We start from the raw sequence: 24,501 nt of genomic DNA, 5'->3' as shown, positions 1-24,501 counted from the left end.
ATATTCAATGAAGTTGCCGATCTACCTCGATTACTCCGCGACCACGCCGGTCGACCCACGCGTTGCCCAGAAGATGGCCGAATGCCTGCTGGTCGACGGCAACTTTGGTAACCCGGCGTCGCGCTCCCACGTGTTTGGCTGGCGCGCTGAAGAAGCGGTCGAAAACGGCCGTCGCCAGGTGGCTGAGCTGATCAACGCCGATCCGCGTGAAATTGTCTGGACCAGCGGTGCCACCGAGTCCGACAACCTCGCGATCAAAGGCGTTGCGCACTTCTATCAGACCAAGGGTAAGCACATCATCACCTCCAAAATCGAGCACAAAGCCGTGCTCGATACCGCTCGCCAGCTCGAGCGCGAAGGTTTTGAAGTGACCTATCTTGAGCCAGGCGAAGACGGCATCGTTACCCCGGGCATGGTTGAAGCGGTGCTGCGCGATGACACCGTTCTGGTCTCGCTGATGCACGTCAACAACGAAGTTGGCTCGATTAACGACATCGCTGCAATCGGTGAACTGACCCGTGCCCGCGGCGTGCTGTTCCATGTTGACGCTGCACAATCGGCCGGCAAGGTCGAGATCGACGTGCAGAAGCTCAAGGTCGACCTGATGTCGTTCTCCGCGCACAAGGCCTACGGCCCTAAAGGTATCGGCGCGCTGTACGTCAGCCGCAAGCCACGCGTGCGTCTGGAGGCAATCATTCACGGCGGTGGTCACGAGCGCGGCATGCGTTCCGGCACCCTGCCTACGCACCAGATCGTCGGCATGGGTGAGGCATTTGCCATCGCCAAGCAGGAGATGGCCAGCGAAAACGCCCGCATCAAGGCGCTGAGCGATCGCTTCTTCAAGCAGGTTTCCAACCTCGAAGAGCTGTACGTCAACGGCAGCCAGACTGCGCGCGTGCCGCACAATCTGAACCTGAGCTTCAACTACGTTGAAGGCGAGTCGCTACTGATGGCCCTCAAGGACATCGCGGTATCGTCCGGTTCGGCCTGCACCTCCGCTTCGCTCGAACCGTCGTACGTACTGCGCGCCCTGGGCCGCAACGACGAGCTGGCACACAGTTCGATCCGCTTCTCCTTCGGCCGCTTCACCAGCGAAGAAGAAGTCGACTACGCCGCGCAGGAAGTCTGCAAGGCTGTCACCAAGCTGCGCGAACTTTCGCCGCTGTGGGACATGTACAAAGACGGCGTCGATATCTCCAAGATCGAGTGGGCCGCCCACTAAGCAGTCGCCGGCAAGAGCGGCTACCTGATGAGGAAGGAATTGCACCATGGCATACAGTGAAAAAGTCATCGACCACTACGAAAACCCGCGCAACGTCGGCAAGATGGACGCTGAAGACCCGGACGTCGGTACCGGCATGGTCGGCGCGCCGGCCTGCGGTGACGTGATGCGTCTGCAGATCAAGGTCAACGAGCAGGGCGTTATCGAAGACGCCAAGTTCAAGACCTATGGCTGCGGTTCGGCTATCGCTTCCAGCTCCCTCGCCACCGAGTGGATGAAGGGCAAGACCCTGGACGAAGCCGAGACCATCAAGAACACCCAGCTGGCTGAAGAGCTGGCGCTGCCACCGGTCAAGATCCACTGCTCGGTACTCGCCGAGGACGCCATCAAGGCGGCCGTACGCGATTACAAGCAGAAAAAAGGCTTGATCTGAGTCGTTTGACTGGACGCTAAGGAGTTCCGATGGCTATCAGCATGACAGAAGCCGCCGCCAACCACGTGCGGCGCTCCCTCGACGGGCGTGGCAAGGGTGAAGGCATTCGCCTGGCCGTACGCACCACCGGTTGCTCGGGCCTGGCCTACGTGCTGGAGTTCGTCGACGAAGTGGCAGGCGAAGACGAGGTCTTCGAGAACCACGGCGTGAAGGTCATCATTGACCCGAAAAGCCTGGTTTACCTCGACGGCACCGAGCTCGATTTCGTCAAGGAAGGGTTGAACGAAGGCTTCAAGTTCAACAACCCCAACGTGCGCGGTGAATGTGGCTGCGGCGAAAGCTTCAATGTTTGAGGCTTGATGTGGGTACTCCTTGTCATTTTGCCCTGTTCAATCTGCAGCCGGGCTTTCGCCTGGACCTCGAGCAACTGGCCGTTCGTTACCGCGAACTTGCCCGTGAGGTCCATCCGGACCGCTTCGCCGATGCTTCCGAGCGCGAGCAGCGTGTCGCCCTGGAAAACTCGGCAGCGTTGAACGACGCCTATCAGACCTTGCGCAGCGCCCCCCGTCGGGCGCGCTATCTGCTGGCCATCAGTGGCCACGAAGTGCCGCAGGAAGTCACCGTACATGATCCGGCCTTCCTGTTGCAGCAGATGGAGCTGCGTGAAGAACTTGAAGAGCTGACCGACCTCGACGGTGTCGCGGTATTCAAGAAGCGCCTCAAGCTCGCGCAAGATACGCTGTTCGAGGAATTCGCCGCCTGCTGGGATGATGCTGCGCAGCGTGAACAGGCCGAGCGCCTGATGCGCCGCATGCAGTTTCTCGACAAGCTCGCCCAGGAAGTGCGCCAGCTCGAAGAGCGCCTCGACGATTAACCCGGTGTTGCCGTGACAACGCCTAAGGTAGCTAGATAAGCATGGCCCTACTGCAGATCGCCGAACCCGGTCAAAGCCCCCAGCCGCACCAGCGCCGCCTGGCGGTAGGGATTGACCTGGGTACTACCAATTCTCTGGTTGCTGCCGTGCGCAGCGGCCGCAGCGAACCGCTGCCCGATGCCGAGGGGCAGGTCATCCTGCCATCGGCTGTGCGCTACCTGGAGGCGGCTGTCGAAGTCGGCCAGGCTGCGCGCGAAGCAGCGCCAAGCGACCCGTTCAACAGCATCCTTTCGGTCAAGCGTCTGATGGGACGCGGCCTGGCCGACGTCAAGCAGCTCGGCGAGCAACTGCCATACCGTTTTGTCGGTGGCGAGTCGCACATGCCGTTCATCGAAACCGTACAAGGCCCGAAAAGCCCGGTCGAAGTGTCTGCCGACATCCTCAAGGTGCTGCGTCAGCGCGCCGAGGAAACCCTCGGCGGCGACCTGGTCGGTGCGGTCATCACGGTCCCGGCCTACTTCGACGATGCTCAGCGCCAGGCGACCAAAGACGCCGCCAAGCTTGCCGGGCTGAACGTGTTGCGCCTGCTCAACGAGCCGACTGCTGCGGCCGTGGCCTATGGCCTGGACCAGAACGCTGAAGGCCTGGTGGCGATCTTCGACCTGGGCGGCGGTACCTTCGATATCTCCATCCTGCGCCTGACTGCGGGCGTCTTCGAAGTGCTGGCCACCGGTGGCGATACCGCCCTGGGTGGTGACGACTTCGATCACGCGATTGCCAGCTGGATCATTGAGCAGGCCGGTTTGTCGGCTGATCTGGATCCAGCGACTCAGCGTCAACTGTTGCAGACCGCTTGCGCGGCCAAGGAAGCCCTGACCGATGCCTCCAGCGTGCGCGTTGCCCACGGTGACTGGCAGGGTGAGTTGAGCCGGGCAGACTTCGAAGCGATGATCGAGCCGATGATCGCCCGTAGCCTCAAGGCCTGCCGCCGCGCCGTGCGTGACAGTGGGGTCGAGCTCGAAGAAGTGGTTGCAGTGGTAATGGTCGGTGGTTCGACTCGCGTACCGCGTGTGCGTGAAGCCGTCGGTGGCCTCTTCGGCCGTGCTCCGCTGACCTCGATCGACCCTGATCAGGTAGTCGCCATTGGCGCCGCGATCCAGGCCGATACCCTCGCCGGCAACCGCCGCGAAGGTGGCGAGTTGCTGTTGCTCGACGTGATCCCGCTGTCGCTCGGTCTGGAGACCATGGGCGGCCTGATGGAAAAGGTGATCCCGCGCAACACCACGATCCCGGTGGCCCGCGCTCAGGAATTCACCACCTACAAAGATGGCCAGACGGCCATGATGATCCACGTCCTGCAGGGTGAGCGCGAACTTATCAGCGACTGCCGCTCGCTGGCGCGCTTCGAACTGCGTGGGATTCCGCCGATGGTCGCCGGCTCGGCGAAGATCCGCGTGACCTTCCAGGTCGACGCCGATGGCCTGCTCAGCGTCGCTGCGCGCGAACTGGGCTCGGGCGTGGAAGCAAGCATTCAGGTCAAGCCGTCGTACGGCCTGACCGACGGTGAAATCGCCCGCATGCTCAAGGATTCGTTCGAGCACGCCGGCACCGACAAGCAGGCCCGCCAGTTGCGCGAGCACCAGGTCGACGGCGAACGCCTGCTCGAAGCGGTGCAGGGTGCGCTTGACGCCGACGGTGAGCGCCTGCTGAGCGCCGAAGAGCGCGAAGCCATTGGCTTCCAGATGCAACAACTACGTGATTTGCTGGCCGGCACCGATGGCCCTGCCATCGAGCAACAGACCAAGCGTCTGTCGCAGGTGACCGATGCATTTGCCGCCCGTCGCCTTGATTCGACGGTCAAAGCCGCACTGGCCGGGCGCAACCTGAATGAGATCGAGGAGTAATCGATGCCGCTGGTGACATTCCTGCCGCATGAGAAGTTTTGCCCCGAAGGGCTGACCGTGGAAGTCGCAACCGGGACCAACATCCTGGAGCTGGCCCACGACCATCACATCGAGATGGAAAGCGCCTGCGGCGGGGTCAAGGCCTGCACCACCTGCCACTGCATCGTGCGCAAGGGCTTTGACTCGCTCGACGAAGCCGACGAGCTCGAAGAAGACATGCTGGACAAGGCCTGGGGCCTGGAAGCGCAGTCCCGGTTGGGTTGCCAGGTGGTCGTCGGTGATACCGACCTGACCATCGAAATCCCCAAGTATTCGCTCAACCACGCCGCCGAAGCGCCGCACTGAAGCCTGGAGGCTGGCATGAGTCTGAAATGGGTTGATGTACTTGAGATCGCCATCCAGCTTGCAGAAAGCAAGCCGGAGGTTGATCCTCGTTATGTGAATTTCCTCGATCTGCACCGCTGGGTAGTGGCTCTGCCAGAGTTCAGCGACGATCCGACACGCGGCGGAGAGAAGGTGCTTGAGGCGATCCAGGGGGCCTGGATCGAAGAAGCCGACTGAGCGTCACCTGCAGGTTAGGCATTCCCCTGGAACCCGCGTATAATTCGCGGGTTTAATTTTTCGTAATACTCAATTTTCTGGAGTTACCATGGCTGTTCAACGTACTTTCTCGATCATCAAGCCTGACGCAGTTGCCAAAAACGTCATCGGCAAGATCACTTCGCGCTTCGAAGAAGCTGGTCTGAAAATCGTCGCTTCGAAACTCAAGCAACTGTCCAAAGCCGAAGCCGAAGGCTTCTACGCTGAGCACAGCGAGCGCGGTTTCTTCGGTGATCTGGTTGCCTTCATGATCTCCGGCCCAGTTGTTGTTCAGGTTCTGGAAGGCGAAAACGCCATCGCTCTGAACCGTGAGCTGATGGGCGCTACCAACCCTAAAGAAGCTGCTGCCGGCACCATCCGTGCTGACTTCGCTGAATCGATCGACGCCAACGCCGTTCACGGTTCGGACTCCGAAGCTGCTGCCGCTCGCGAAATCGCTTACTTCTTCGCAGCTACCGAGGTAACCGCTCGCTAAGCGAAAGCTTACGGGTGAGGGTGAATCCATGACGACATCTACTGGCAAAATCAACCTGTTGGGTCTGACCCAGCCGGAAATGGAACAATTCTTCGACTCCATTGGCGAGAAGCGCTTCCGTGCCGGTCAAGTAATGAAATGGATTCACCATTTTGGTGTCGATGATTTCGCCGCCATGACCAATGTCGGCAAGGTCTTGCGCGAAAAGCTCGAGGCTGTTGCCGAGATTCGGCCACCGGAAGTGGTCAGTGAAGACATTTCCGCCGACGGCACCCGCAAATGGGTGATCCGCGTTGCCTCCGGCAGCTGCGTCGAAACCGTCTACATCCCGACCGACGACCGTGGCACCTTGTGTGTATCGTCGCAGGCGGGCTGCGCCCTGGACTGCAGTTTCTGCTCCACAGGCAAGCAAGGCTTCAACAGCAACCTCACCGCCGCCGAAGTCATCGGTCAGGTGTGGCTTGCGAACAAATCCTTCGGCACCATCCCGGCCAAAGTCGACCGCGCGATTACCAACGTGGTGATGATGGGCATGGGCGAGCCGTTGCTCAATTTCGATAATGTCATTGCCGCCATGAAGATCATGATGGACGATCTGGGCTATGGCATTTCCAAGCGTCGCGTCACCCTGTCGACCTCAGGCGTAGTGCCGATGATCGACGAGCTGGCCAAGCACATCGACGTTTCCCTGGCACTGTCGCTGCACGCGCCGAACGACGAGCTGCGTAACAAGCTGGTGCCAATCAACAAGAAGTACCCGCTCAAGGTGCTGCTCGAGTCGTGCATGGGCTACATGGCCACCCTCGGTGGCAAGCGTGTACTGACCGTCGAATACACCCTGCTCAAGGACGTCAACGATCAGCCCGAGCATGCCAAGCAGATGATCGAGCTGCTGCGCGATATCCCGTGCAAGATCAACCTGATCCCGTTCAATCCGTTCCCGCACTCCGGTTACGAGCGGCCGAGCAACAATGCAATCCGCCGCTTCCAGGACCTGCTCCACCACGGTGGTTACAATGTCACCACCCGTACCACCCGTGGTGAGGATATCGACGCCGCTTGTGGGCAGCTGGTTGGTCAGGTCATGGACCGTACCCGCCGCAGCGAGCGTTACATCGCTGTGCGTCAGCTCAATGACGACGTGCAGATCGCCGACAACGCTGCGCGTCACTGAGCGGGCCGGCAGCGATGATCCTGCGCGCAGCGCTGTCGCTGCTGACCCTGTTGCTGCTGGCCGGCTGCGTTTCGGGCGGCAGCAATGACCCTTTGGCCACCCAACAGGGGCGGGCCGAGGCGGGCAGGGCGTATGTGCAGTTGGGACTGGGCTATTTGCAGCAAGGTCTGACCGAGCAGGCCAAGGCGCCGCTGGTCAAGGCACTTGCCCTGAACAGCCGTGATGCCGATGCGCATGCCGCGCTCGCGCTGGTGTTCCAGGCCGAGGGCGAGCCGACGCTGGCCACCGAGCATTTCCACAAGGCGCTGGCGCAAAGTCCGGATGACACCCGGATTCGCAACAACTATGGCAGTTTCCTATATGCTCAGGAACGTTTTGCCGAAGCCGAGTCAGTGTTTCGCCTGGCTGCTGCCGATACCCTGTATCCTGAGCGCTCGCGCGTCTTTGAAAACCTTGGCCTGACGGTTCTCAGGCAAGGTCGCCGCGATGATGCCCAGGCGCATCTACACAAGGCTTTGCAGCTGAACCCACGACAACCGCGAGCGTTGTTCGAAATGGCTGAGTTGTCCTACGAAAACAGGCATTATGTGCCAGCCCGGGATTACTACGATCGTTTCAGCCAATTGAGCGCCCCGGATGCTCGCAGCCTGCTGATGGGCAGCCGCCTGGCGCGGGTGTTCGAGCAACCGGCAACGGTGGCCGAGCTGGGCCAGCAACTACAACGACTTTATCCCGGTACGCCGGAATATCAGCAATACCTGTCGGAGCAATGATGAAAGCCGCGCATCCCGAAGTAGCAGCAGCGACTCACCAGCACCCCGGTGAGACCTTGCGCCAGGCCCGCGAAAACCGCGACTGGACGCAGGCCGAGGTAGCCCGCAAGCTCAACCTGACCCTGAGCTCGCTGAACAATCTCGAATCCGGCGCCTTCGACAAGCTGCCAGGGCACACCTTTGCCCGTGGTTACATCCGTGCCTATGCCAAGCTGATGGACATGGACCAGGCGCCTCTGGTCGCCGCCTTTGACCAGGTCACCGGCACCCACGCGCAAGGCAGCCAGGTGCACTCGCTGGGACGAATCGAAGAACCGGTGCGCCTGTCGCACAACGTCATGCGCGTTGTCAGCCTTGTTCTGCTGGTAACAGTAGTAGGTGGCGGCTTCTTCCTCTGGAAGGACCAAAGCAGCCTGCGCAACAGCGACCTTGGCAAAATCGCCCTGGAGCACGTCGAAGTCGAGAGCGCCGACGGCACCACCCAGATTCACCCGCTGGATGAGCCAGAAGACCAGGCTGTCAGCGAAGCCCAGCAAGGCCAGAGTGCGCCGCTGCCATTGGAACAGGCTGCCACTGGCGAGAGCAGTGGCTCGGCCAACGAAGAAGCCATTCCGGCAAGCCCGGCGGTCGCCGAGAGCACTGCCGCCGCCCCGGTGACCCCGGCCGCGACCAATAATGCCGCCACCGCACCGACTGCACCTGCGCCAGCTGCGCCGGTCAGCGCACCAGCCGTTGCCGCCACAGCCCCCAGCGCACCTGTCGCAGCAGCGCCAGTCCCCGCCGGCAGTGGCCGTGTCGCGATCCAGTTCTCGGCAGACTGCTGGACTCAGGTCACCGATGCCAACGGCAAGCTGCTGGTCAACGCCACCAAGCGCAAGGGCGACAGCCTTGAAGTCACCGGCACACCACCGTTCGCGGTACGCCTGGGCTTCGCCCGTGCCGCTCAGATCAGCTACAACGGCCAGGCCGTTGATGTTGCACCGTTCACCAGTGGCGAAACCGCTCGCCTGAAGTTGGGGCAGTAACTCATGCACGGCGAATCTCCAATCAAGCGTCGCGAAACCCGCAAGATCTGGGTTGGCAATGTGCCGGTGGGCGGTGATGCGCCTATCGCGGTGCAGAGCATGACCAATACCGACACCAATGATGTCGCAGCCACGGTCGGGCAGATCCAGCGCCTGGTCGATGCCGGTGTCGACATTGTCCGTGTATCGGTCCCGGATATGGACGCCGCCGAGGCTTTCGGCCGGATCAAGCAGCAAGTCAGCGTGCCGCTGGTGGCCGACATCCATTTCGACTACAAGATCGCCCTGCGCGTGGCTGAGCTGGGCGTTGATTGCCTGCGCATCAACCCAGGCAACATCGGCCGTGAAGACCGCGTGCGCGCGGTGGTCGATGCTGCGCGCGATCGTAATATTCCGATCCGCATCGGGGTCAATGCCGGCTCGCTGGAAAAAGACCTGCAGAAGAAGTACGGCGAACCGACCCCAGCAGCGCTGGTCGAGTCGGCCCTGCGCCATGTCGAGCACCTCGATCGCCTGGATTTCCAGGACTTCAAGGTCAGCGTCAAGGCGTCCGACGTGTTCATGGCCGTTGAAGCCTACCGTCTGCTTTCCAAGCAGATCATCCAGCCGCTGCACCTGGGCATCACCGAAGCCGGTGGTTTGCGTTCGGGGACGGTGAAATCTGCGGTCGGCCTCGGTATGCTGCTGGCCGAAGGCATCGGCGACACGATCCGGATCTCTCTCGCCGCCGACCCGGTCGAAGAAGTCAAAGTCGGCTACGACATCCTCAAGTCGCTGCGCCTGCGCTCGCGTGGGATCAACTTCATCGCCTGCCCGAGCTGTTCGCGGCAGAACTTCGATGTGGTCAAGACCATGAACGAACTCGAAGGGCGCCTCGAAGACCTGCTGGTCCCGCTGGACGTCGCCGTGATCGGTTGTGTGGTCAACGGCCCGGGTGAAGCCAAGGAAGCCCATGTTGGCTTGACGGGCGGCACGCCGAACCTGATCTACATCGACGGCAAGCCTGCGCAGAAACTGAACAACGACAACCTGGTCGAGGAGCTGGAAAAGCTCATTCGCCAGAAAGCGGCCGAAAAGGTCGAAGCCGACGCGGCGCTGATCGCCCGCGGCTGATACACAGATTCGAAAGGACTTTTCGTGAGCAAATCGCTGCAAGCCATTCGTGGCATGAACGACATCCTGCCTGACCAGTCGCCAGTGTGGCGTTACTTCGAAGGCACGGTCGCCAGTTTGCTGGACGGCTACGGTTACAGCCAGATCCGCACGCCGATCGTCGAATTCACCGAGCTGTTCAAACGCTCGATCGGTGAAGTCACCGACATCGTCGAAAAAGAGATGTACACCTTCGAGGACCGTAACGGCGATTCGCTGACGCTGCGTCCCGAGGGTACCGCTGCCTGCGTGCGCGCCGTGCTCGAGCATGGCATCACCGGCAACGGCCAAGTGCAGAAACTCTGGTACATCGGGCAGATGTTCCGCCACGAGCGCCCACAAAAAGGCCGCTATCGCCAGTTCCACCAGATCGGCGTCGAGGTGTTCAACCTGGATGGCCCGGACATTGATGCCGAGCTGATCATGCTGACCTGGCGCCTGTGGGGCCAGTTGGGCATTCAGGACGCGGTCAAGCTCGAGCTGAATAGCCTTGGCACCAGCGAAGCCCGTGCACGCTATCGCGACGCGCTGGTCGAGTTTCTCTCGGCGCGCCTTGAGCAGCTTGATGAAGACAGCCAGCGTCGGCTCAAGAGCAACCCGCTGCGCATTCTCGACAGCAAGGATCAGGGCACCCAGGCCGTGCTGGTCGGCGCGCCGAAGCTGGAAGATTATCTGGACGAAGAATCCCGTGTGCACTTCGAGGGCCTCAAGGCTCGCCTGAACGCTGCCGGCATCCCCTTCGTGATCAACACCAAGTTGGTGCGTGGCCTCGACTACTACAGCAAGACCGTGTTCGAGTGGGTCACCGACAAGCTCGGCGCCCAAGGCACCGTATGTGCTGGTGGTCGTTACGACGGTCTGGTCGAGCAGATGGGCGGCAAGCCGACTACTGGCGTTGGCTTTGCCATGGGCATCGAGCGGTTGATATTGCTGCTGGACACCCTGGGCAAGGTCCCGGAGTCGATCAGTCGCCAGATCGACGTTTACCTGTGCGCCTTTGGCGAGCAGGCCGAGCTGGCCGGTCTGGGCCTGTCCGAGCGGTTGCGTGACCAGGTACCGGGCCTGCGCCTGGCGGTCAACGCCGGTGGCGGCAGTTTCAAGAGCCAGTTCAAGAAGGCCGACAAGAGCGGGGCGTTGTTTGCCCTGATCATGGGGGACGACGAACTGGCGCAACAAGTGGTAGGTTTCAAACCCCTGCGTGGCCAGGGCGAACAACAGAACATAGCCTGGGATGCTCTGGCCGAGCACCTGCAAGCTGCCCTCGCGAACGCGTGAAGCAGTCAACAGCCGAATTTGCTGAATAGGAGTATTGGGGTGTCGAGTACCGATGATGATGGCCTGAGCGCGGCCAAGGACTGGTGGGATCGCAACGGCAAGCCGCTGCTGACCGGCGCCCTGTTGGCTGCTGCTTTGGTAGCTGGCTGGCAGACCTGGCACAAGTACCAGAGCAATCAGTCACAAGGCGCTTCGGTGCTGTACCAGAACCTGCTGGAAACGGCCCTGACGCCGACCGGCGAGCCTGATGCAAGCAAGGTTGCCGAGTTGGCTGGCAAGCTCAAGAGCGAGTTTGGCGGCACCGCCTACGCCCAGTACGGCAGCCTGTTCGTGGCCAAGGTCGCGGTTGACAGCGGCAAGCTGGACGACGCAGCCAGCGAACTCAACAGCGTGCTGGCAAAACCTGCCGATGCCACCCTGGGCGAGATCGCACGCCAGCGTCTGGCCCGTGTGTTGGCTGCTCAGGATAAGGCTGACGAAGCACTGAAGCTGCTCAATGGCGACGCTGACAAGGCGTTCCAGGCCAGCCGCGAAGAGCTCAAAGGCGATCTGCTGGTACAGTTGGGCCGCGCTGGCGATGCCCATAGCGCATACGAAAAAGCCAAGGCCGCGTTGTCTGATGAAGCAGCGGTCGGTGGCCTGCAACTGAAGCTGGATGACCTGGCCAAAGGGGACGCTTGACGTGATCGGTTGGAAACAAGCAGCAGTGCTGAGCCTGGCCGTACTGGTCGTGGGTTGCAGCAGCAACAGCAAGAAGGAACTGCCTCCGGCCGAGCTGACCAAGTTCACCGAAGAAGTCGTGCTGAAAAAGCAGTGGAGCCGTTCGATCGGTGACGGTCAGGGTGAGACCTACAATACCCTGGTGCCGGCCATCGAAAACGACCGCATCTACGCTTCCGACGTCAACGGCGAAGTCTTCGCGCTCGATCGCAACACCGGCGACATCGTCTGGAAACAGGACCTCGACCTGCCGGTCTCCGGCGCAGTCGGCGTCGGCTATGGCCTGGTCATGCTCGGCACCCTAAAGGGTGAAGTGATCGCCCTGGACAGCAGCACCGGTGAGGAGCGCTGGCGCTCCCGCGTGACCAGCGAGGTGCTGGCGCCGCCGGCCAACAACGGTGACGTGGTGGTGGTGCAGACTCAGGACGATCGTCTGATTGGTCTGGACGCCGCGACCGGCGACCGTCGCTGGATCTACGAAAGCACTCCAGCGGTACTGACTCTGCGTGGCACTGGCGCACCGATCGTGACCAACCGCATGGCCGTTGCCGGCCTGTCGACCGGCAAGGTTGTTGCTGTCGACATCCAGAACGGCGTGCCGGTCTGGGAAAGCCGCGTCGCGATCCCGCAAGGTCGCTCCGAACTCGAACGCGTCGTCGATATCGACGGCGGTTTGCTGCTGTCTGGTGGTACCCTGTACGTCGGTACCTATCAGGGCCGGGTTGCCGGTCTGGACCTGGAAAGCGGCCGCGTGCTGTGGCAGCGTGATGCGTCCAGCTACGTCGGTGTCGCCCAGGGCTTTGGCAACGTCTACGTCAGCGAAGCTTCCGGCACCGTTGAAGGCGTCGATGAGCGTTCGTCGAGCGCACTGTGGAGCAACGATTCCATGGCGCGCCGTCAGCTGAGCGCCCCTGAAGTGTTCTCCAGCTACGTCGCAGTCGGTGACTTCGAAGGCTACCTGCACCTGCTGAGCCAGGTCGATGGTCGCTTCGTTGGCCGTGAGCGTATTGACAGTGATGGCCTGCGCGCCCGCCCCTTGGTGGTCGGCGACACCATTTATGTCTTCGGCAACAGCGGCAAGCTCGAGGCATTGACCATCCGCTGAGGCTAAGCTTGAAGCCGTGAGGCTTCGAGCAGTGGCGCATGATGCGCCGCGCGAACTCCGGCCGCTGCTCTGCAGCGGCCTTTGCATTTTCAAGAATTCAAGAGTGGAGAGCCGTATGGTTCCCGTAATCGCCCTGGTGGGGCGGCCGAACGTCGGCAAGTCCACCATGTTCAACCGCTTGACCAAAACCCGCGACGCCATTGTCGGCGACCTCTCGGGCCTGACCCGTGACCGCCAGTACGGCGATGCCATGTGGCAGGGCCGTTCGTACATCCTGATCGACACCGGCGGTATCACCGGTGACGAAGTGGGCATGGACGAGAAGATGGCCGAGCAGTCGCTGATGGCCATCGAAGAGGCCGACTACGTGCTGTTCCTGGTGGATGCCCGTGCCGGCATGACCGCTGCTGACCAGATGATCGCTGACCACCTGCGCAAGCGGAACAAGTCTGCGGTGCTGGTCGCCAACAAGATCGACCACATCGATCCTGACCTGGCACGTGCGGAGTTCTCGCCGCTGGGCATGGGCAACGCGATTCCGGTCGCCGGCTCCCAGGGCCGCGGTATCAACGCCCTGATGGAAGAGCTGCTCGGGCACATCCCGCGCGATCAGGAAGAAGACGCGCTCGACCAGGAAGTTGCCGAAGGCGAAGAGGCCGTTCGGATTCCAGGCCCGAGCGAAAAAGACGGCATCAAAATCGCCATCATCGGCCGCCCCAACGTGGGCAAGTCGACCCTGGTCAACCGCATGCTCGGTGAAGAGCGCGTGGTGGTCTATGACGAGCCAGGCACCACTCGCGACAGTATCTACATCCCGTTCGAGCGTGATGGTGACAAGTACACCTTCATCGACACCGCCGGGGTGCGCAAGCGCGGCAAGATCCACGAGGAAGTCGAAAAGTTCTCGGTGGTGAAAACCCTGCAGGCGATCAAAGACGCCAACGTGGTGATCTTTGTCATGGACGCCCGCGAAGGTGTGGTCGACCACGACCTCAACCTGCTCGGCTTTGCCCTTGAAGCCGGCCGCGCCATCGTCATCGCCCTGAACAAGTGGGATGGCATGCAGCCGGGCGAGCGCGACTACGTCAAGACCGAGCTCGAGCGCCGGTTGTTCTTTGTCGACTTCGCCGACATTCACTTCATCTCGGCGCTGCACGGCACCGGCGTGGGCAACCTGTACAAGTCGGTGCAGGCCGCGTTCAAGTCGGCGGTCACCCGCTGGCCGACCAGCCGCCTGACGCAGATTCTGGAAGACGCTATCGGCGACCACCAGCCGCCGCTGGTCAATGGCCGCCGGATCAAGCTGCGTTACGCTCACCTGGGTGGCGCCAACCCGCCAATCATCGTGATCCACGGTAACCAGACCGAGAAGATTCCACGCTCGTACTCGCGCTACCTGGAGAACACTTACCGTCGCGTGCTCAAGCTGGTCGGTACGCCGATCCGCATCGAGTACAAAGGCGGCGAGAACCCGTACGAGGGTAACAAGAACACCCTCACCGACCGCCAGGTCAACAAGAAGCGACGCTTGATGTCTCACCACAAGAAGGCCGAGAAGAAGCGCAAAGACAAGCGCTGATTCTGGCCTGACCCTGCACCGGGGCTGCTGCGCGGCCCCTGTTGCATCAGTGCATTGTTTCAACCTTTTTCCTGATTGCTCAATCCGCTATGCTCGGACTCCAGTCCGTGCCGGATACCCCCAGGAAAGAGGGCTTCATGATCCGCAGCAAACTGCCGAACGTCGGCACGACCATCTTTACCACCATGTCGCAGCTGGCCGTGCAAACCGGCGCGCTCAACCTGTCCCAAGGCTTCCCTGACTTCAACGGCCCGCAGGCGCTGCTGGATGCCGTAGGCCGGCACGTGGCCGCCGGGCACAATCAATACGCGCCCATGACCGGTCTGCCGGCCCTGCGCCAGCAAGTGGCTGCGAAGGTGGCTCGGCTGTATGGCGTTAGCGTGGATGTCGAGCAGGAAATCACCATCACCCCAGGCGCCACCGAGGCGATCTTCTGCGCGATCCAGGCAGTGATCAATCCGGGCGACGAGGTAATCGTTTTCGACCCGTGCTACGACAGCTACGAGCCTTCGGTAGAGTTGGCCGGCGGGCGCTGCGTGCATGTGCCGCTGAGCAACGACGATTTTGCCATCGACTGGCAACGCTTCAGCGATGCCCTCACGCCGCGCACGCGCATGGTCGTGCTCAATTCGCCGCACAACCCCAGCGGAGCATTGATCAGCCGTGCCGATCTCGACCAGCTGGCGGCATTGATTGCCGACCGCGATATCTACCTGGTCAGCGATGAAGTGTACGAACACCTGATCTACGACGGCGTGGCGCATGCCAGCGTGCTGGCTCATGAACAGCTCTATCAGCGCGCCTTCGTCATCAGCTCGTTCGGTAAGACCTACCACGTCACTGGTTGGAAGACCGGCTACGTGATCGCGCCGCCGCAATTGAGCGCCGAGCTGCGCAAGGTACACCAGTACGTCAACTTCTGCGCAGTCACGCCGTTGCAGTGCGCGCTGGCAGACTTCATGGCCGAACAGCCTGAGCACATCGAGCAATTGCCGGGCTTCTATCAGGCCAAGCGCGATCTGTTCTGTGATCTGTTGCAAGGCTCACGCTTCAGCTTCAAGCGTACCCCAGGCACCTACTTCCAGTTGGTCGACTACAGCGCCATCCGCCCTGATCTGAACGATCTCGACATGGCCCTGTGGCTGACCCGCGAGCATGGCGTGGCGAGTATTCCGGTGTCGGTGTTCTACCAGACGCCAGTCCCGCAGCAACGCTTGATCCGCCTGTGCTTTGCCAAACGAGAGGAGACGCTGCTGCAGGCAGCGGAGAAACTATGCGCGATCTGACCGCACTGCCCAACCTGAAAATTGCCATGGTGCAGACCACGCTGGCCTGGCATGACCGCGAGGCCAACTACGCCCATTTCGAAGAGTTGCTCAAGCAAGTCGGCAGCCCTGACCTGGTGATTTTGCCAGAGATGTTCACCACCGGTTTTTCGATGGAGTCCGAGCGCCTCGCCGAGCCCGAGAACGGCCCGACCGCCAAGTGGCTCAAGGCCCAGGCAAAGAAGCTCAACGCAGTGATCACCGGCAGCGTGATCATCCAGGCCGCTGACGGCAGCCACCGTAACCGGCTGCTGTGGGCGCGCCCGGACGGTGAAATCCTGCACTACGACAAGCGCCACTTGTTCCGTATGGCCGGCGAGCACAAGCACTACACCCCGGGCGAGCGCCAGGTGCAGTTCGAGCTGAAGGGGTGGCGGATCCGCCCATTGATCTGCTACGACCTGCGCTTCCCGGTCTGGAGCCGCGATGCCCATGACACTGATCTGCTGCTGTACACCGCCAACTGGCCGGCAGCGCGGCGGCTGCACTGGAACCGGCTGTTGCCGGCGCGGGCGATCGAGAACCTGTGCTTCGTGGCGGCGGTCAACCGGGTCGGCACCGACGGCAAAGGCTTTGCCTACTCAGGCGACAGCCAGGTGCTGGATTTCCAGGGCGAGAGCCTGCTCAGTGCCGGCGAAGCGGATGGCGTATTCACCGTCGAGCTGCGCGCGGCGGAACTGGCGGCGTACCGCAGCCGTTTCCCGGCCAACCTGGATGCCGATACCTTCGACCTGCATTGAGCGTTGCCGGCCGGGGCATAGTGCCCCGGCCGTTCGACCGACTCAGTACACGTCGCGTCGGTAGCGACCGTCTTCGACCAGCTGTTGCAGCATGGCCTCGCCGAGGATGCCCCTGAGCGCCGCGTCGACTGCCGCGGCCATGCCCTGCAGGCTGCCGCAAACATAGATGCAGGCGCCGTCGGCGACCCAGCGGCGCACCTCGTCGGCCTGCGCCAGCAGCAAGTCCTGGACATAGACTTTTTCAGCCTGATCACGCGAGAACGCCAGGTCCAGCTTGCGCAGCTCACCGCGCGCCAGCCAGCCTTGCAGTTCATCGGCGCAGAGCAGATCGCTGGCGCGATTGCGCTCACCGAACAGTAGCCAGTTGCGCTGTTCACCTTCGCTGATGCGTGCCTTGAGCAAGCTGCGCAGCCCGGCCAGCCCGGTGCCGTTGCCGATCAGCAGCATCGGTGCTGGGGCCACTGGCAGGTGGAAGCTGCTGTTGCGGCGCAGGCGCAGGCTCGGCGAGCCTTGCAGAGGCAGCACCTCAGTAAGCCAGCCTGAGCCCAGGCCAAGGCTGCCGTCAGTGTGCCGATGCTGGCGGACGATCAGCTGCAGCACGCCATCGCTGGCAATCGATGCGATCGAGTATTCACGCGTGCCGATCGGCACCAGCGCATCGATAACCGCCTGCGCGTGCAGGCCGACCAGATGCTCACGGCTGACCGGCAGTTGCCGACTGCCCAGTGCCTGTCCCAGGGTTTCGCGCGAACCTTCAAGTTGCACTGGGGTATCCAGACTCAGGCCCAGGCCTTGGATAAACGCTTGAACCTGGGCGGGGGCGTTGCGCGGCAGTACCTCCACCAGATCACCCGCGTCCCAGCGCACAGCCTGTTCGGATTGCAGGTCAAGCAGGTACACCGGCTGGCCTTGGCTGCCGGGGTTGAGCAGCGTACGCGCGGTCAGGGTCCAGTTGCTGAAAGCGGCCGGTTGCCAGGCGCTGACGACGCTGGCGCCGGTCAACTGCGCGAGTTGCTGCTGCCAGTGCTGGAGCGCGGCTGGGTCGGCGTTGTCAACTTCGATCGGGCTGAATGCAGTGCTGGCGCCGCGCTCGGCAAGCCATGCCTGCAAGCGCCGGGCAAAGCCACAGAAATGCTGATACTGGCGGTCACCCAAGGCGAGCAGGGCATAGTCCAGATGCTCCAGCGGCCATGCCTGGCCGAGTATCTTGCGCTCGAAACCACGGGCGCTGTCGGGTGCCTCGCCGTCGCCAAAGGTGCTGACTACAAACAGCGCCCGGCGTGCCTGGCGCAGGTCATCTTCACCCAGCTCGGCCAAGGTGCGTACTTGCACCGACAGGCCTGCCGCCTGGAGCTGGCCGGCGCTCTGCCAGGCCAATTGCTCGGCAAGGCCGCTCTGGCTGGCAAAACCAATCAACCAGCTGTCACCTGCCGACGTGGTGCTGTCGACACTGCCACGGGCCGCGCGGATCTGGCGTTTCTTGCGCCGGCGGTCGAGGTACAGCAGCCAGCCGGTGATGAAGAACAGCGGCATGCACAGGCTGGCGATGGTAACGATGATCCGCCCGGGCAAGCCGAAATAGCTACCCACGTGCAGGGCATAGATGCTTTGCAGCAGCTGAGCACTGAGCGACTTGTCTGCATAACGCTCGATGCGCGTGAACGTGCCGGTAGCCGGGTCGAGGGTGACGGTGTCAAAGGCGCGTTCGTGATCGGCATCGTCCAGCAGATAGAACAGCGTCGCCGGCTGCCCGCCAACCGGCGGCAGGCGCAGGTTGTAGCCAGCCAGGCCGGGTCCGGCCGCAGCCTGCAGGTTGCTCCAGATGGCGTCGTAGTCGACCCGCAGCGGCGGGGCCTTTTGGTTGACCGACTGCGGGTTACGGCGGCCACCGCCTTCGCCACGCTCGTGCTGCTGGCCCGCAGCCGGGGCGTCGCCGAGCAGCTTGTTCAGCCCTCGGCTGTACCATTCGTACGACCATGACAGACCGGTCAAGGCAAACAGCAGATAGAACAGCAGGCACCAGGTGCCGAACACGGCGTGCAGGTCCCAATTGAACGCACGGCCCTTCTTCGCCCAGTCCAGGGTCAGCCAGGTGCGCCAGTTCAGCGCTTTGCGGGGCCAGCGTAGATACAGGCCTGACAGGCAGAAGAAGATCAGCATCAGGGTGCAGGCACCGGTGATCTGCCGGCCGCTTTCGCCCATGGCGAGAAACCGGTGCAGGCTGAGCATCAGGTCGAAGAAGCCTTGGCCGGCGACCTCGCCCTTGATCTCGCCGGTGTAAGGGTCGGCATAGCGCATCTCACCGCGGCGCTGACCGGGTGGTGCGGTGAAGAAGATCCGTGCGGCATTGCCCTCGCGGGTGTCGACCCGCAGCATCGCGACCTTGTCGCCGTGCGCCGCTTCGACCCGCCGCACCAGCTCTGCCGGTGGCAGCACGCCTTCGGCGCGCACCTGCACCTTGAGCACATCGGCATTGAACAGGCGCAGCAGTTCTTCCTGAAACGACCAGATCGCCCCGGTGGTACCCATCAATGCCAAGACCAGCCCGGCCGTGATGCCAAACAACCAGTGCAATTGAAACAGCGACTTTTTCAGCACGTCGATCACCTTGTCTTGCCGCGCAAACTCAACCGGCGGGCATTATGCCTTGCTACGCGAAAGCCCCGCTCACTGGCGTGAGCGGGGCTTGGCGATTGCTGCGTCAGAAATGGAAGCTGGTGGTCAGCAACGCTGTGCGTCCGGCTGCCTGGTTGGCGAAGTGAGTAGAAAACGCCTTGTCGTAGTACACCTCGTTGGTGAGGTTTTGTACGTTCAACTGCAGATCGACGTTCTTGCTCAGCTTGTACGCAGCCATCGCGTCATAGCGCACATAACTGTCGACCATGGTGGTGTTGGCGATGTTGCCGTATACCTCATCCATGTAGAAGGCGCCGCCACCCACCGTCAGCTTTGGCGTAAGGGCATAGGTGGTCCACAGGCTGGCACTGTTGTTCGGCGTGTTCGGCAATTGATTGCCGTCGTTGACCGCACCCAGCGCACCGCCGTCGATCTGGCGGGCCTGCATGTAGGTGTAACCGGCGAACACCTGCCATTTGTCGGTGAGCTTGCCACTGGCCGATAGTTCGACGCCCTGCACGCGGGTCTCGCCGATGTTTTCGTAGGTGGTGGTGTTGACCTGAACGCGGGCGTTTTCCTTCTCGGTGCGGAATACAGCGGCGGTCAGCGACAGGCGCTCGTCGAGCAGATCCCACTTGGTACCGAGTTCGTAGTTGGTGGTTTCTTCCGGCTCCATGTCGCTGGCCAACAGGTTGCCGGCGCGGTCGGTGGTGTTGCCCAGCGGGTTGCCTTCGGAGCCTTCGCCCAACTGCGCGCCGGGTGGGGTTGCCGAGGTGGCGTAGGAAACGTAGATGCTGCCGTTCTCGGCGGGCTTCCACACCAGGCCCAGTTGGCCAGTGATGAACTCGCTGGTGTCACTGCCCTTGGATGCAACGCCCTTGCTGTTGACGGCGGTAGCGCCAGAGGCGGTATAGCCGCGGTACTGGGTGTCGAAGTGGTCATAGCGCAGGCCCATGTTGAGCAGCCACTGTGGCGTCAGCTCAAGCGTGTCGAACACATACAGCGCGCGGGTGTTGCTCTTGGTGTCAGTGCCAGCATAGTTGCGCGCGATGGCGCCGTTCCACGGATCGTCCGGGTTGGGATTGCTCAGGGAGGTGCAGTTGTAGCCGCTGTTAGGGCCGATCAGGCCCGGGGTGCAGGTAGATGCTGTTGCGCCGCCGGTGTTGGTATTGACGTTGTAAGACGAACGCTGGCTTTCTTCCCGGCTCAGCTCAATGCCGGTGGAGAAGCTGTTCTTCATGCCGCCCAGGTAGAACTCGCCAAACAGATCGGTTTGGTTGGTTGTGGTAGCGGTGTTGCCAACTCGGGTGTTGGCGCGGCGCCAGACGCTGCCGTTGTTGACGTTGCCCTTGCTGTCGTCGGGCTGCGTGAGGATGTAGTCCTGCATGCTGTTGCCATGACGCAGGGTGTTCTTGATGGTCAGCGCGTCGGTCAGGTCATGCTCGATCGCGAAGGTGGCGATGTCGACCCGGCTCTTGCGAAAATCACGCCCGGTCAGGCCGTAGAAGTTGTCGCTGTCGCCACCGTCATCCGGTTTGCTCGGGTGGGCCGAGGTGCGCGCGCTGCTGCCCGCGGTCGGGATCGAATAGGGGATCCCCGAGTCCGGCAGGTCGTCGCTTTCCAGGTGGTAGTAGTCAAGGTTGACCCGGGTTGGCGTGCCCAGGCCGAACGCCAGCGACGGGGCAATCCCCCAGCGGTCGTAATTGACCTTGTCGCGTCCGGCGACGTTGCTCTCGTGAGTCATCAGGTTGAGCCGCCCGGCGACACTGTCGCTGAATTGGTAGTTGCCATCCAGGGTGTAGCGCTGGGTCTGGTCACTGCCCCAGGTCCAGGCACCGTCCAGCGAGTTGCCCAGGTGCGCGCGCTTGCTCACCAGGTTGATGGTGCCGCCGGCGGCGCCACGCCCGCCAACAGCCGTGTTCGGCCCTTTGGCCACTTCCACCGATTCAACAGCGAAGATTTCCCGGGTTTGCGCGCCAGTGTCGCGCACGCCGTCCAGGTAGGTATCACCCTGGGCATCGAAGCCGCGGATGAACGGCCGGTCGCCTTGGGGGTTGCCGCCTTCGCCGGCACCGAAGGTAATCCCTGGGACGGTGCGCAGGGCGTCTTGCAAGCTCAGCGCGTTGGTTTCCTTGATCACCTGCTGCGGGATCACGGTTACCGAGCGCGGGGTGTCCACCAGCGGCGCGGTGTACTTGGGCGACGAGGCTTTGTCGACCTTGTACTCGGTTGCGGCCTGTTCTGCCTTGCCGTTGACGCTGGTCGCGTCGAGCGTGATGGCTGCGGGCTCTGCGGCATAGGCAGACGAAGCACTGATGGCAACGCCAATGGCTGAGGCGAGCAGGCGTGGTGAACTTACAGCAGACGGCACGTGGCGCATTTTTTATGACCTTCCCCAAGGTGTGAAGGCCGCGAAGAGTAATGTAAGCAATTGTAAGTCACAATTGAGAAATATTACCATTCGGTACAAATTTACATTCTTTACAATTTAACCCTGCATTTTCTCCGGTCTCATTCGTTAGGGCCTGGTGAAAGGGCTTGCCGTGAGTAAAAGGGAATCAATATCATTGGCGCCCTAGTCCCGACCCGGTCCATTTCCATGCTGCTGCACATCCCTAGCCTGTTCGCCGCCGATGAACTCTTGCGGATCCGTGAAGCGCTGGCGCAGGCAGATTGGGCCGATGGCAAGGTCACCGCAGGCCACCAATCGGCCAAGGCCAAACACAACCTGCAGCTACCAGAGGCGCATCCATTGGCCAAGGAAATCGGCAGCGCCCTCATCGAGCGTCTTTGGCAGACCCCGCAGTTCATGTCAGCGGCCCTGCCACACAAGGTGTTCCCGCCGTTGATCAACTGTTATCGCGAGGGTGGCAATTTCGGCTTCCACATCGACAATGCCCTGCGCCAGCCCAAGGGTAGCGCCGAGCGAGTGCGCACCGACCTGTCAGCGACGCTGTTTCTCAGCGATCCGGACAGCTATGACGGCGGCGAACTGGTGATTCAGGACACCTATGGCCCGCAGCAGATCAAGCTGGCCGCAGGCCACATGGTGCTGTACCCCGGCACCAGTCTGCACAAGGTCAACCCGGTCACTCGCGGTGAGCGCTACGCGGCGTTCTTCTGGACTCAGAGCCTGGTCCGTGAAGACAGCCAGCGGGCGCTGCTGTTCGAGATGGACAATGCCATTCAGCAGCTCAGTGCTGACCTGCCCGATCACCCTTCACTGCTGCAACTGACTGGCACCTATCACAACTTGCTGCGGCGCTGGGCAGAGGTCTGAACATGTCCTATCCGTTACGCCGCGATGAGATCGTGGATGTCACAGCGCTGCGAGCCATGCTCGAAGCCAGCCCCGGTAAGGCCGCCCAAGCGATCCTGGCAGCGGCCGGGCAGGGCGTCAGTGAGGCGCAGTTGTTGCTGGGCCAGATCCTGCTCGATGGCCGCGGCATCGAGCGTGATCCGCAGCTGGCGCGGCGATGGTTCAGCATTGCCACCCGCGCCGGCAGCGGCATGGCGCACAACATGCTTGGGCGCTGCTTGGAGCACGCCTGGGGCGGGCCGGCCGACCTGCCTGGCGCAGCAGTGCAGTACCAGCGCGCAGCCGCGCAGGGACTGGATTGGGGCTGGTACAACCTGGGCAACCTGTTGGCCACCGGGCGCGGTGTCGAGCTTGACCAGAAGCTGGCGCTGGCCTGCTACGAGAAGGCTGCACATCTGGGCCACGCCAAATCGATGAACCTCTATGGGCGTTACCTGGAACAAGGCATCGCCGGCCCTGCCAGCCCGGCGCGGGCGTTTCGCTGGTATCGGCGCTCGGCCGAGGGTGGTGATTTTCGCGGCATGTTCAGCCTGGCCATGGTGCTGATCGAGCGTGGCCAGTTGGGCGAGGCGCGGCCTTGGCTGGCGCATGCGCGGGTGCAAGGCAACGTCAACTTCCTGCGCAGTGCAGTGCTGACCCTGCAAGGTGCTGGACGGTTGCTGGCTGAGGAGGCGGCAGAGTTTGCGCAGGAGCTGCGCCAGCGTGAGCGGGGCTAGCGAAGCGCTGCGTTTACATACATAAACGGGGCCTTGCGGCCCCGTTTATGATTTACAGGTAGTAAGCTTTCAACGGCGGGAAACCATTGAACTCCACTGCGCTGTAGCTGGTGGTGTAGGCGCCGGTCGACAGCCAGTACAGGCGGTCACCGATGGCCAGGTTCAGCGGCAGGCCGTACTTGTAGTGCTCGTACATGATGTCGGCGCTGTCACAGGTAGGGCCTGCGATCACCACTTCTTCCATCTCGCCTTTCTTCTCGGTCCAGATCGGGAACTTGATCGACTCGTCCATGGTTTCGATCAGGCCGGAGAACTTGCCCACGTCGGTGTACACCCAGCGCTCGACCGCGGTACGCGACTTGCGTGCAACCAACACCACTTCGCTGACCAGAATACCGGCGTTGGCAATCAGCGAACGGCCCGGCTCGAGGATGATTTCCGGCAGGTCGTCGCCGAAATCTTCCTTGAGGAAGCGGATGATTTCTTCAGCGTAGGTCTCCAGGCTGTTGGTCCGGGTGATGTAGTTGGCCGGGAAGCCGCCACCCATGTTGATCAGCTTGAGAACGATGCCGTCTTCTTCCTTCAGGCGCTCGAAGATCACTTTGACCTTGGCGATGGCCGCGTCCCAGACGCTGATATCGCGCTGCTGCGAACCGACGTGGAAGGAGATGCCGTAAGGTACCAGGCCCAGGTCACGGGCAAGGATCAGCAGGTCCATGGCCATGTCGGTCTGGCAGCCGAACTTGCGCGACAGCGGCCAGTCGGCAGTGGTCGAGCCTTCGGTGAGAATGCGCACGTAGACCTTGGAACCCGGCGCAGCCTTGGCGATGTTGCGCAGGTCGGCCTCGGAGTCGGTCGCGTACAGGCGCACGCCCTTGTCGAAGAAGTAGCGGATGTCCTTGGACTTCTTGATGGTGTTGCCGTAGCTGATGCGGTCCGGGCTGACGCCCTGGTTCATGACCTTGTCCAGCTCGTAGATCGAGGCGATGTCGAAGTTCGAGCCTTTGTCCTTGAGCAGGTCGATGATCTCGACCGCTGGGTTGGCCTTGACTGCGTAGTAGACCTTGGCGAACTCGAAACCGGCGCGCAGGTCGTCATAGGCCTTGCTGATCATCTGCGTATCGATGACCACAAACGGGGTTTCCTGCTTGTCGGCGAACGCCTTCATCTTCTGGAAGGTGTCACGTGCGAAATAATCTTCGACTTGGATCGACATGCTCAAGGACTCCATGGGCAAACTGAAAAAGAAAGTGGCTGCAAACTGAACGCCCTCCGTATCCCCACTTTGGTTCGCCTACTTCCCAAGGCATGTCGCCGAAAGCAAAAAGGCCAACCGTATGGTTGCGCCTGCTGTCTCGTCGTCAGTACTTGAGCCGGATGGATCGTTTCCAGCATGGACGTTCGGCGCGCACTTTAGGGCGTGAACCAGGCAAGATCAACAGGCAATCCCCACCTGTTCGTCGCGGATCGACGA

Annotated in this window: 23 protein-coding genes; 20 read left to right on the top strand and 3 right to left on the bottom strand. The window is 62.0% G+C overall.

What is annotated here, in order from left to right:
* Positions 1–7: 7 nt before the first annotated feature.
* The 18 genes from FW789_RS10115 to FW789_RS10030 all read left to right on the top strand — a co-directional run bounded on the left by FW789_RS10115 (position 8) and on the right by FW789_RS10030 (position 16,376).
* The gene (locus FW789_RS10115) at positions 8–1,222 is read left to right on the top strand and encodes an IscS subfamily cysteine desulfurase (protein ID WP_103436112.1); all 1,215 of its coding nucleotides are present in this window, start codon (positions 8–10) and stop codon (positions 1,220–1,222) included.
* 46 nt (positions 1,223–1,268) lie between these two features.
* Positions 1,269–1,655: a Fe-S cluster assembly scaffold IscU gene (gene iscU, locus FW789_RS10110; RefSeq protein ID WP_027619655.1), complete on the top strand. Its 387-nt coding sequence runs from the start codon at positions 1,269–1,271 to the stop codon at positions 1,653–1,655.
* Positions 1,656–1,684: 29 nt separating this feature from the next.
* Positions 1,685–2,008 carry an iron-sulfur cluster assembly protein IscA gene (gene iscA / locus FW789_RS10105; RefSeq protein ID WP_101316686.1) on the top strand — a complete coding sequence of 108 codons (324 nt, stop codon included), beginning with the start codon at positions 1,685–1,687 and terminating at the stop codon, positions 2,006–2,008.
* Positions 2,009–2,016: 8 nt separating this feature from the next.
* Complete coding sequence (gene hscB, locus FW789_RS10100; protein ID WP_103436113.1) at positions 2,017–2,529, top strand: co-chaperone HscB; 513 nt, start codon at positions 2,017–2,019, stop codon at positions 2,527–2,529.
* Between the two features lie 41 nt (positions 2,530–2,570).
* Entirely contained in the window at positions 2,571–4,433 is a 1,863-nt protein-coding gene (hscA, locus tag FW789_RS10095; protein WP_446431398.1) for a Fe-S protein assembly chaperone HscA, read from the top strand.
* Positions 4,434–4,436: 3 nt separating this feature from the next.
* On the top strand, positions 4,437–4,778 hold the full coding sequence (gene fdx / locus FW789_RS10090; protein ID WP_101316692.1) for an ISC system 2Fe-2S type ferredoxin: 342 nt from the start codon (positions 4,437–4,439) through the stop codon (positions 4,776–4,778).
* A 15-nt stretch (positions 4,779–4,793) separates the two neighbouring features.
* Positions 4,794–4,994 (top strand): Fe-S cluster assembly protein IscX, encoded by a 201-nt coding sequence (gene iscX / locus FW789_RS10085; protein WP_101316694.1) that lies wholly within the window; start codon positions 4,794–4,796, stop codon positions 4,992–4,994.
* A gap of 88 nt (positions 4,995–5,082) precedes the next feature.
* Positions 5,083–5,508, top strand: a complete 426-nt coding sequence (gene ndk / locus FW789_RS10080) for a nucleoside-diphosphate kinase (RefSeq protein ID WP_101316696.1) — start codon at positions 5,083–5,085, stop codon at positions 5,506–5,508.
* 28 nt (positions 5,509–5,536) lie between these two features.
* Positions 5,537–6,682 (top strand): 23S rRNA (adenine(2503)-C(2))-methyltransferase RlmN, encoded by a 1,146-nt coding sequence (rlmN, locus tag FW789_RS10075; RefSeq protein ID WP_446431397.1) that lies wholly within the window; start codon positions 5,537–5,539, stop codon positions 6,680–6,682.
* A gap of 14 nt (positions 6,683–6,696) precedes the next feature.
* A complete protein-coding gene (pilW, locus tag FW789_RS10070) occupies positions 6,697–7,455 on the top strand; it encodes a type IV pilus biogenesis/stability protein PilW (protein WP_103436115.1) in 759 nt (252 codons plus the stop codon).
* Positions 7,455–8,480 carry a RodZ domain-containing protein gene (locus tag FW789_RS10065; protein ID WP_446431396.1) on the top strand — a complete coding sequence of 342 codons (1,026 nt, stop codon included), beginning with the start codon at positions 7,455–7,457 and terminating at the stop codon, positions 8,478–8,480. The genes pilW and FW789_RS10065 overlap by 1 nt, the downstream gene beginning before the upstream one ends.
* 3 nt (positions 8,481–8,483) lie before the next feature.
* Positions 8,484–9,593, top strand: a complete 1,110-nt coding sequence (ispG, locus tag FW789_RS10060) for a flavodoxin-dependent (E)-4-hydroxy-3-methylbut-2-enyl-diphosphate synthase (RefSeq protein WP_446431395.1) — start codon at positions 8,484–8,486, stop codon at positions 9,591–9,593.
* 24 nt (positions 9,594–9,617) lie between these two features.
* A complete protein-coding gene (gene hisS / locus FW789_RS10055) occupies positions 9,618–10,907 on the top strand; it encodes a histidine--tRNA ligase (RefSeq protein WP_446431394.1) in 1,290 nt (429 codons plus the stop codon).
* Between the two features lie 39 nt (positions 10,908–10,946).
* Entirely contained in the window at positions 10,947–11,588 is a 642-nt protein-coding gene (locus FW789_RS10050) for a tetratricopeptide repeat protein (RefSeq protein ID WP_186697432.1), read from the top strand.
* 1 nt (position 11,589) lies between these two features.
* Positions 11,590–12,732, top strand: coding sequence for an outer membrane protein assembly factor BamB (gene bamB / locus FW789_RS10045; RefSeq protein ID WP_207072425.1), 1,143 nt, complete (start codon positions 11,590–11,592; stop codon positions 12,730–12,732).
* A gap of 115 nt (positions 12,733–12,847) precedes the next feature.
* Entirely contained in the window at positions 12,848–14,311 is a 1,464-nt protein-coding gene (der, locus tag FW789_RS10040) for a ribosome biogenesis GTPase Der (RefSeq protein WP_103436120.1), read from the top strand.
* A gap of 137 nt (positions 14,312–14,448) precedes the next feature.
* Positions 14,449–15,597: a pyridoxal phosphate-dependent aminotransferase gene (locus FW789_RS10035; protein ID WP_446431393.1), complete on the top strand. Its 1,149-nt coding sequence runs from the start codon at positions 14,449–14,451 to the stop codon at positions 15,595–15,597.
* A complete protein-coding gene (locus FW789_RS10030; protein WP_103436122.1) occupies positions 15,585–16,376 on the top strand; it encodes an amidohydrolase in 792 nt (263 codons plus the stop codon). The genes FW789_RS10035 and FW789_RS10030 overlap by 13 nt, the downstream gene beginning before the upstream one ends.
* 42 nt (positions 16,377–16,418) lie before the next feature.
* Here the strand turns inward: FW789_RS10030 and FW789_RS10025 are convergent, their stop codons facing one another.
* Both FW789_RS10025 and FW789_RS10020 read right to left on the bottom strand, forming a co-directional pair.
* A complete protein-coding gene (locus tag FW789_RS10025) occupies positions 16,419–18,974 on the bottom strand; it encodes a PepSY domain-containing protein (protein ID WP_446431392.1) in 2,556 nt (851 codons plus the stop codon).
* A 103-nt stretch (positions 18,975–19,077) separates the two neighbouring features.
* Positions 19,078–21,372: a TonB-dependent receptor gene (locus tag FW789_RS10020; RefSeq protein ID WP_446431391.1), complete on the bottom strand. Its 2,295-nt coding sequence runs from the start codon at positions 21,370–21,372 to the stop codon at positions 19,078–19,080.
* A 219-nt stretch (positions 21,373–21,591) separates the two neighbouring features.
* Between FW789_RS10020 and FW789_RS10015 the strand changes: the two genes are divergently transcribed.
* Entirely contained in the window at positions 21,592–22,272 is a 681-nt protein-coding gene (locus FW789_RS10015; protein WP_186697442.1) for a Fe2+-dependent dioxygenase, read from the top strand.
* A 2-nt stretch (positions 22,273–22,274) separates the two neighbouring features.
* The gene (locus tag FW789_RS10010) at positions 22,275–23,027 is read left to right on the top strand and encodes a tetratricopeptide repeat protein (RefSeq protein ID WP_103436125.1); all 753 of its coding nucleotides are present in this window, start codon (positions 22,275–22,277) and stop codon (positions 23,025–23,027) included.
* Between the two features lie 52 nt (positions 23,028–23,079).
* Here the strand turns inward: FW789_RS10010 and FW789_RS10005 are convergent, their stop codons facing one another.
* Entirely contained in the window at positions 23,080–24,243 is a 1,164-nt protein-coding gene (locus FW789_RS10005) for a type III PLP-dependent enzyme (protein ID WP_101316725.1), read from the bottom strand.
* Positions 24,244–24,501 lie beyond the last annotated feature (258 nt).

Source organism: Pseudomonas sp. 1121_17 (assembly GCF_052850745.1).
The sequence above is the reverse complement of the archived record's forward strand: the minus strand, read 5'-3'. Positions and strand labels throughout refer to the sequence as shown.

Coding starts and splice junctions, on each gene's coding strand:
- iscA (WP_101316686.1), top strand. CDS start 1,685: ATGGCTATCAGCATGACAGAAGCCGCCGCCAACCACGTGCGGCGCTCC.
- iscX (WP_101316694.1), top strand. CDS start 4,794: ATGAGTCTGAAATGGGTTGATGTACTTGAGATCGCCATCCAGCTTGCA.
- FW789_RS10065 (WP_446431396.1), top strand. CDS start 7,455: ATGAAAGCCGCGCATCCCGAAGTAGCAGCAGCGACTCACCAGCACCCC.
- ispG (WP_446431395.1), top strand. CDS start 8,484: ATGCACGGCGAATCTCCAATCAAGCGTCGCGAAACCCGCAAGATCTGG.
- ndk (WP_101316696.1), top strand. CDS start 5,083: ATGGCTGTTCAACGTACTTTCTCGATCATCAAGCCTGACGCAGTTGCC.
- FW789_RS10020 (WP_446431391.1), bottom strand. CDS start 21,372: ATGCGCCACGTGCCGTCTGCTGTAAGTTCACCACGCCTGCTCGCCTCA.
- fdx (WP_101316692.1), top strand. CDS start 4,437: ATGCCGCTGGTGACATTCCTGCCGCATGAGAAGTTTTGCCCCGAAGGG.
- FW789_RS10005 (WP_101316725.1), bottom strand. CDS start 24,243: ATGTCGATCCAAGTCGAAGATTATTTCGCACGTGACACCTTCCAGAAG.
- FW789_RS10030 (WP_103436122.1), top strand. CDS start 15,585: ATGCGCGATCTGACCGCACTGCCCAACCTGAAAATTGCCATGGTGCAG.
- pilW (WP_103436115.1), top strand. CDS start 6,697: ATGATCCTGCGCGCAGCGCTGTCGCTGCTGACCCTGTTGCTGCTGGCC.
- rlmN (WP_446431397.1), top strand. CDS start 5,537: ATGACGACATCTACTGGCAAAATCAACCTGTTGGGTCTGACCCAGCCG.
- FW789_RS10035 (WP_446431393.1), top strand. CDS start 14,449: ATGATCCGCAGCAAACTGCCGAACGTCGGCACGACCATCTTTACCACC.
- FW789_RS10015 (WP_186697442.1), top strand. CDS start 21,592: ATGCTGCTGCACATCCCTAGCCTGTTCGCCGCCGATGAACTCTTGCGG.
- FW789_RS10010 (WP_103436125.1), top strand. CDS start 22,275: ATGTCCTATCCGTTACGCCGCGATGAGATCGTGGATGTCACAGCGCTG.
- hscA (WP_446431398.1), top strand. CDS start 2,571: ATGGCCCTACTGCAGATCGCCGAACCCGGTCAAAGCCCCCAGCCGCAC.
- der (WP_103436120.1), top strand. CDS start 12,848: ATGGTTCCCGTAATCGCCCTGGTGGGGCGGCCGAACGTCGGCAAGTCC.
- FW789_RS10115 (WP_103436112.1), top strand. CDS start 8: ATGAAGTTGCCGATCTACCTCGATTACTCCGCGACCACGCCGGTCGAC.
- iscU (WP_027619655.1), top strand. CDS start 1,269: ATGGCATACAGTGAAAAAGTCATCGACCACTACGAAAACCCGCGCAAC.